This is a genomic window from Microcystis sp. LEGE 00066 (assembly GCF_015207925.1).
GTDB lineage: Bacteria > Cyanobacteriota > Cyanobacteriia > Cyanobacteriales > Microcystaceae > Microcystis > Microcystis ichthyoblabe_A.
In genome coordinates, this window is sequence record NZ_JADEVX010000233.1 from 1 (window position 1) to 5,706 (window position 5,706).

The 5,706-nt window shown below is 38.2% G+C and carries 7 protein-coding genes; 5 read left to right on the top strand and 2 right to left on the bottom strand.

What is annotated here, in order from left to right:
* Positions 1–125: 125 nt before the first annotated feature.
* The 3 genes from clpS to IQ224_RS21040 are packed head-to-tail and all read left to right on the top strand — an operon-like array spanning position 126 to position 1,762.
* A complete protein-coding gene (clpS, locus tag IQ224_RS21030; protein WP_002738526.1) occupies positions 126–413 on the top strand; it encodes an ATP-dependent Clp protease adapter ClpS in 288 nt (95 codons plus the stop codon).
* The gene (locus tag IQ224_RS21035) at positions 406–1,236 is read left to right on the top strand and encodes a CPBP family intramembrane glutamic endopeptidase (RefSeq protein ID WP_002748779.1); all 831 of its coding nucleotides are present in this window, start codon (positions 406–408) and stop codon (positions 1,234–1,236) included. Before clpS ends, IQ224_RS21035 begins: the two co-directional genes overlap by 8 nt.
* 52 nt (positions 1,237–1,288) lie before the next feature.
* Positions 1,289–1,762, top strand: a complete 474-nt coding sequence (locus tag IQ224_RS21040) for a hypothetical protein (protein WP_255527497.1) — start codon at positions 1,289–1,291, stop codon at positions 1,760–1,762.
* Here IQ224_RS21040 and IQ224_RS21045 read toward each other — a convergent pair.
* Together IQ224_RS21045 and IQ224_RS21050 are read right to left on the bottom strand one after the other, a co-directional pair.
* Positions 1,693–2,814, bottom strand: coding sequence for an AAA-like domain-containing protein (locus IQ224_RS21045; RefSeq protein WP_194033456.1), 1,122 nt, complete (start codon positions 2,812–2,814; stop codon positions 1,693–1,695). The two genes, IQ224_RS21040 and IQ224_RS21045, sit on opposite strands and share 70 nt — an antisense overlap.
* 89 nt (positions 2,815–2,903) lie before the next feature.
* Positions 2,904–4,160 carry an AAA-like domain-containing protein gene (locus IQ224_RS21050; RefSeq protein ID WP_194033457.1) on the bottom strand — a complete coding sequence of 419 codons (1,257 nt, stop codon included), beginning with the start codon at positions 4,158–4,160 and terminating at the stop codon, positions 2,904–2,906.
* Between the two features lie 144 nt (positions 4,161–4,304).
* Here IQ224_RS21050 and IQ224_RS21055 point away from each other — a divergent pair, with 144 nt between their 5' ends.
* Together IQ224_RS21055 and IQ224_RS21060 are read left to right on the top strand one after the other, a co-directional pair.
* A complete protein-coding gene (locus IQ224_RS21055; protein ID WP_002792858.1) occupies positions 4,305–4,601 on the top strand; it encodes a hypothetical protein in 297 nt (98 codons plus the stop codon).
* On the top strand, positions 4,588–5,466 hold the full coding sequence (locus IQ224_RS21060) for a hypothetical protein (RefSeq protein ID WP_194033458.1): 879 nt from the start codon (positions 4,588–4,590) through the stop codon (positions 5,464–5,466). The genes IQ224_RS21055 and IQ224_RS21060 overlap by 14 nt, the downstream gene beginning before the upstream one ends.
* Positions 5,467–5,706 lie beyond the last annotated feature (240 nt).

Sequence of the window (5,706 nt, forward strand, 5' to 3'; positions counted from 1 at the left end):
CCCCCACTCCCCAACACCCAACCCCTCACGGATCACAAAAAAAGCCTAGCTCAATCCGGAAATTTTGATTATGATCATTAAGTAATTGACCTGTATTTGCGATATAGATTCAAAGGAGAGAAACGGTGTCCACAGAAGTCATCGAAAAGCGTTCCACAGCGACAATCCGTAAACCAGCACCGCGTTATCGCGTTTTACTCCACAATGACGACTTTAACTCGATGGAGTATGTGGTTCAGAGTTTAATGCAAACGATCGCCGGTATGACGCAACCCCAAGCAGTTGATATCATGATGGAAGCGCACACGAATGGTACAGCCTTGGTGATTACCTGCATCCAAGAACACGCGGAATTTTACTGTGAAACCTTGAAAAATAAAGGTTTAACCAGCAGCATAGAACCCGATGAATAAAAGATTACGGGTAATTGCCATTTACCCAGTCCCCCTGCGACTGGGAATTTTTATTTTGCTCCTACTTTTTCTCTGGTTGCCGATCGCACTTCCCCTCTATCACTTTTTTGCCACTAATGCCAATCTTGTCTCAATTTTGACCCTTTCTGTTCTCTATCTGGAGTTTTTGGGGTTATCCCATTGGTGGGGACGGACAATTTATGGCGATGAGGGATTAGCCGATTATGGGTTGATTTGGCGAAGAAAAACGCTGATCGAGTTAATTAACGGGTTAGCGATCGGTTTATTTTTCACTTTCTCGTTTTTTCTGTCCCAAGGGTTCCTAGGTTGGTTAAATTTCTTACCCGCAAATCCCCAAATCAGCAAAATCATCCTGGAGGGGTTTTTAGTCGCTTTAGCGGTGGGTTTTGCCGAAGAATTGCTATTTCGGGGCTGGTTACTGCGAGAATTAGAAAAGGATTATCGTCCCGCTATCGCTCTGGTGATTAGTGCCTTAATTTTCGCTCTTACTCACTTTATTAAACCTTTAGCCGAAATTATCCGCACTTTTCCCCAATTTCCTGCCTTAGTCTTGCTAGGATTAATTCTCGGTTGGGCAAAACGCGCCTGTGGTGGTAGTTTGGGTAAAAGTATCGGTCTGCACGCGGGTTTAATCTGGGCATACTATATATTAAACGTTGGCCAGTTAATTAAATACACTGGTACTGTTCCCGATTGGTTAACTGGAATCGATAAAAATCCTTTAGCGGGAGTGATGGGTTTACTTTTCCTGACAATTCTCGCTATCTGGACAAGAAAAAAGGCAGTTTTGAGTGAACGATAGGGTATTAAATTAATTACTATAAAGGGGAAATTGCCCATGAGAGTTATAGCCGATGAATCGATTATTATCTTTTCTAGAATATCGCCCGCGTTTGCGTAATATCCTATCTTTTTGTTTCTCTCTTATCGTCATGCTGTTGATCGGTGTAGGCAAAGTCACAGCACAAGATTTAAATAATTCTACTCTGGATTTAGTTGCTAATATCTGGATGTTAATAGCCGGCTCGTTAGTATTCTTTATGAATGCGGGTTTTGCCATGATGGAAACGGGTTTTTGTCGTACTAATAACGCCATTAATGTCTTAGCTAAAAACCTAATTGTCTTCTGTGTTTCTGCCTTGGCTTATTGGATGTTTGGTTTCGGTTTAATGTTTGGCAATACATCTGAACTGGGAAATAGTTTCTTTGGTGGGACAGGATTTTTCTTGGAAATTTTAACCCCCAATAATCAATACAGTCAATTCCAAAAATTGTGGCCAGGTCGTTCATCGGTTGTCACCCAATTTTCATTAAAAACATTTCTATAAATCTTATTATAAACTTTTAACTTTTGTCGGTCTTCAACTACCAATCCCGTTAAGCGTAATTCTATTTGATCGGGACTACCATCATCAGTAATTTCACCATTTCTTAAAATTTCTTGGTAAAGCTTCAGCATTCTTCTACCCGTGACACGCTTATTTAATAAACGATTCCGAATAGTTTTTAGGTGTTCTGGACTATCTTGAGATACCCAGTTACTAATTACTTGCGACTGGATAAAATCGCCGACATTAATCGGGGTTGCTGGGGATTCCTTGCCAAATTCAGGGCGAGATGTGGAGATTAAATGACAAATTTTTTGAGTTAAAAACGGTTGTCCACCTGTCCAGTCTATAACCTCCTCTAAAACCCGTTCTGGTGCGATAACTTTGTCCTGCAATCCCTCGGCAAGTTTTCTGGCATCCCTTTTAGTAAATCCAGATAATCGAATATCTTGACCAATATTAAAAGGACTACGATTATTATCTAGAATAAAGTTAGAAACTGCCGCTACCCCCAACATACAAAAGATTAGACGTTGGTAATCCCTATTATGGGGACGTTTTTCATGACAGCTACGCAGCCAAGCAAAGAAATCATCTGTGGAAAATTTTAAACTCAGAACGCTATCAATTTCATCGAAACAGATAACAATAGGTCGGGATACTTCCCTTAAGAGAATTTCCTCAACAAATTGATCAAGACGATTAATAGCTGATTTATAGGCTCGTTCATCCCACCAAGTTTGCTCTTTTTCCCGAATAGAAAGATCAAATCGTTTAACCAGTTGCTCAAATAATACTCGATACCAAATATCTTCGGATATGTTTTTTCCCAGACCACTCAAATCAATAGTAGCACAATCAATATTATCCTCTTTCAGTCGTTTTTGTGTCTGTACCCACAAACTTGATTTTCCCATTTGACGGGAATTTAACACATAGCAATACTGTCCATTTTTTAGATAGTTATAAAATATATCATCTGCTTCCCGCTTGATATAACTAGGTGCATCTAGGGGAATGCTGCCTCCAACATAATAAAAATTGGTCGCCATAGGATTAAAATTAGCAATTTGTCTGATTGGTTAAGTTCGATGAATAATTTAATCAAAGGTTATCTGTACCTAACTCAATATATCGGATTTTAGGAGGATAGGCGATACCTAAAATAGTCGCTGTATAGTGGATAACGGGGTTGAACAGCATTCTGCACAAAGGTTACTAATCCTAAACTATGAAGTTGCCAATTAATTGTTGCACCTAAATCAACGGGAGAAGACGACTCTACAACCTTTTTCATTCCTGCTGCTAGGTTTGGATGTTCTTGTAAGTTTAGCAAATGTCCTCGCAAATGATCCCCATAAATTCCCGCTTCCGTGGCTGCTGTCTCTAAAAAATCTGCTAAAGACAGTTGTTTTTGGGTAATCGCATAAATCGCTTTTTGGATTAAATAGGGATGTCCCCCGACAAGATTAATTATTTTTTGCAGTTCATCTTTTCCCAAGTTAGCCTGATATTTATTGGCTAGAGTCAAGACCTGTTCTAGAGTAAAATCAGGTAACAGGATTCCTGTTCCTAAATTCAAAGGAGATTTATTCAGGTCAGCAGGAACATAATTTTCTGTGGAATAGGTGATAATTAAGTGTAACTTTTGCCAAGTATTATTATTTTTTGCCTCCTCGTGCCAAAGACGAAATAAACTAAGGAAATCGTCAGCAACGCTGGTATAGGTAAAAAGACTATCTATCTCCTCTAAAACTAAAATTAGGGGTTTATCCAGCTTTTTGAGCAAATGATCTTCAAAATAGGCAGTACAGCTATAAAGTCCTAATCCTTCTTGCCATTTTTCCTGAAAGAGAGCTGCTAACCCTAATTTCTTGGAAATAATCAAAGCAAACCAAGAGAGCAATCGGTCTAAATCGCCGATAATTCCTTTACTTGCTTGTAAAAAACTCAAACTGACGGTTTTATACTGTCTTTTGTCAACTTGACTCAAAATTCTATCGACTAATAGGGTTTTACCCATCCCCTTGGCTGATTTAATCCGCAATAATGAACCTGCTTGACTCACCGTCTCCAGACAAAGCTGTTCCACTGGAGGACGTTCAATATACTTGGAAAAATCCGCAGCCCGGTTTTCTCCCTCATCCTCAGACGTGGCAGCCGGTGTTTCCTCCAACTCATCCCAGTCAGCGATTTCTCGATAATCAAGGCCTAATTTTTGACAAATTTCATAAAAATTGAGATTACTAATCGATTTACCGTTAAGAAAACGGCTAATAGTCGATCTTGCGAATCCTAACTCCTCAGCAAGCAGCTCTTGACTTGCGTAACCATTGAGTTTAACTGCTTGTTTGACTCTAGGGATATATTCTGATTTTACTTTAAGCGATCGCCCCATAAACTTCCATCAATCGACGCAATCTCTATTTTATCGCAAAAAACTCAGACATATCTCAGTCATTCTCAGTCATGAACTCAGAGAGTCATGACTGAGGATCAAGATGTACTGGTCGAAGTGTATTTATAAACTACACAAAACAGAATGCTTGACATATTTCCTTCTAAGTCCAAAGACAAGGGTGATTCTGGGACTTCAGCTAAGTCTGACAATTATTTAACCTCCGCGGAGAAGTCTCTTTTATCTGATTTACTCAAAGTTAATGCTGCCACTGTCTTGAGCTTTGAAATTGAAACAGATAGAATTGGAGAAGCTAACTTACAAGACAAATTAGAAAAACTAGCGGACAAAGGCTATATCAAAGTCAATAAAGAAGAAAGCTACAAAATCTTTACTCCCACTTGGAAAACTCGTTGGCTCAGGGTAAATGGTATTTTGTAGTCAGGTTCTAACGGAATTGGATAAGTTTCCTTTTTTCAGTTCATTCACCCATTACCTATTTTTGGTAGATTCTCAGACAACCGCCGCCACCGATCTTTTTAGCGAAATACGGAAACTTCTGGGAGAAGATCGGTGGCTTTTTGTGGTGACTGCGATAATTATTGGAGTAGCAGTTGAAACTAGAAGTACCTATTTCTCAGCTTTTAGGATTCGTCATTTATTTCCCGATTTAAAAAAGGATTTTTTAAAGACTTTCAGTTTTTTATTAATTGTCAAAATTTTTGTATCAATACTTTTATACCTTTTTCTTCAGTTTATATTTTCTCTATTAAGCTCGATCGAGGATAATGTATATGTTGGTTTAATCATTGCTCTGGTCTTTGGTTTTATTATTAGTTCCTTAAACCCTAATTTAGAACAAATTGACCAAGTAATGGGTGGATTTAGCTTATCGACAATTAATCCTGTCTCCAGTCTGATCAAAAAGATATTAGGGTTGTACAAACAATTTCAAGCATCTATTATTGAGCCTTTCCAAAAGAAATTGGGAAACAAGAAAACCAGCCTATATATGTCTATCAAGTCTGGATTTTATTTTAAAATAGTTACTATTCAGGAATACATCCAAGAATTAATCGGTAGATTTACACTGAAAGAAACGCAAGAGAAATATCAAGGAAAATTAAACGCTATCATCGGGGAAAAATTTAGTGACGAGGATAAGAGAGAAAGATTAATATGGTTATTATTTGATATTATGGAGGTTACTTATGAAGAGATCAATAAAATTAAAAATCACCCAGATCAATCAGAAATTTTAATAAGACTGGGAGAAATAGAACAGGGGAATAGTACGATAAATTAAACGTCGGCCAGTTAATTAAATACACTTGTACTGTCTCTAATAGATTAACTGGAATCGATAAAAATCCTTGAGGGGGAGTGATGGGTTGACTTTTCCTGACAATTCTCACCATCTGGACCAGAAAAAAAGTAACCGATGTAAAACCGAGCAGTTAGACTAAATCCCTTTTTAATAGTGTGATTAACTCTCAAATTATGAATTGTTTCTCCCCACACCCCACACCCTACACCCTACACCCCA

Excerpts from the sequence above, each read along its gene's own strand:
- IQ224_RS21035 (WP_002748779.1), top strand. The coding sequence starts at position 406 with ATGAATAAAAGATTACGGGTAATTGCCATTTACCCAGTCCCCCTGCGA.
- IQ224_RS21040 (WP_255527497.1), top strand. The coding sequence starts at position 1,289 with ATGAATCGATTATTATCTTTTCTAGAATATCGCCCGCGTTTGCGTAAT.
- IQ224_RS21045 (WP_194033456.1), bottom strand. The coding sequence starts at position 2,814 with ATGGCGACCAATTTTTATTATGTTGGAGGCAGCATTCCCCTAGATGCA.
- IQ224_RS21050 (WP_194033457.1), bottom strand. The coding sequence starts at position 4,160 with ATGGGGCGATCGCTTAAAGTAAAATCAGAATATATCCCTAGAGTCAAA.
- IQ224_RS21055 (WP_002792858.1), top strand. The coding sequence starts at position 4,305 with ATGCTTGACATATTTCCTTCTAAGTCCAAAGACAAGGGTGATTCTGGG.
- IQ224_RS21060 (WP_194033458.1), top strand. The coding sequence starts at position 4,588 with ATGGTATTTTGTAGTCAGGTTCTAACGGAATTGGATAAGTTTCCTTTT.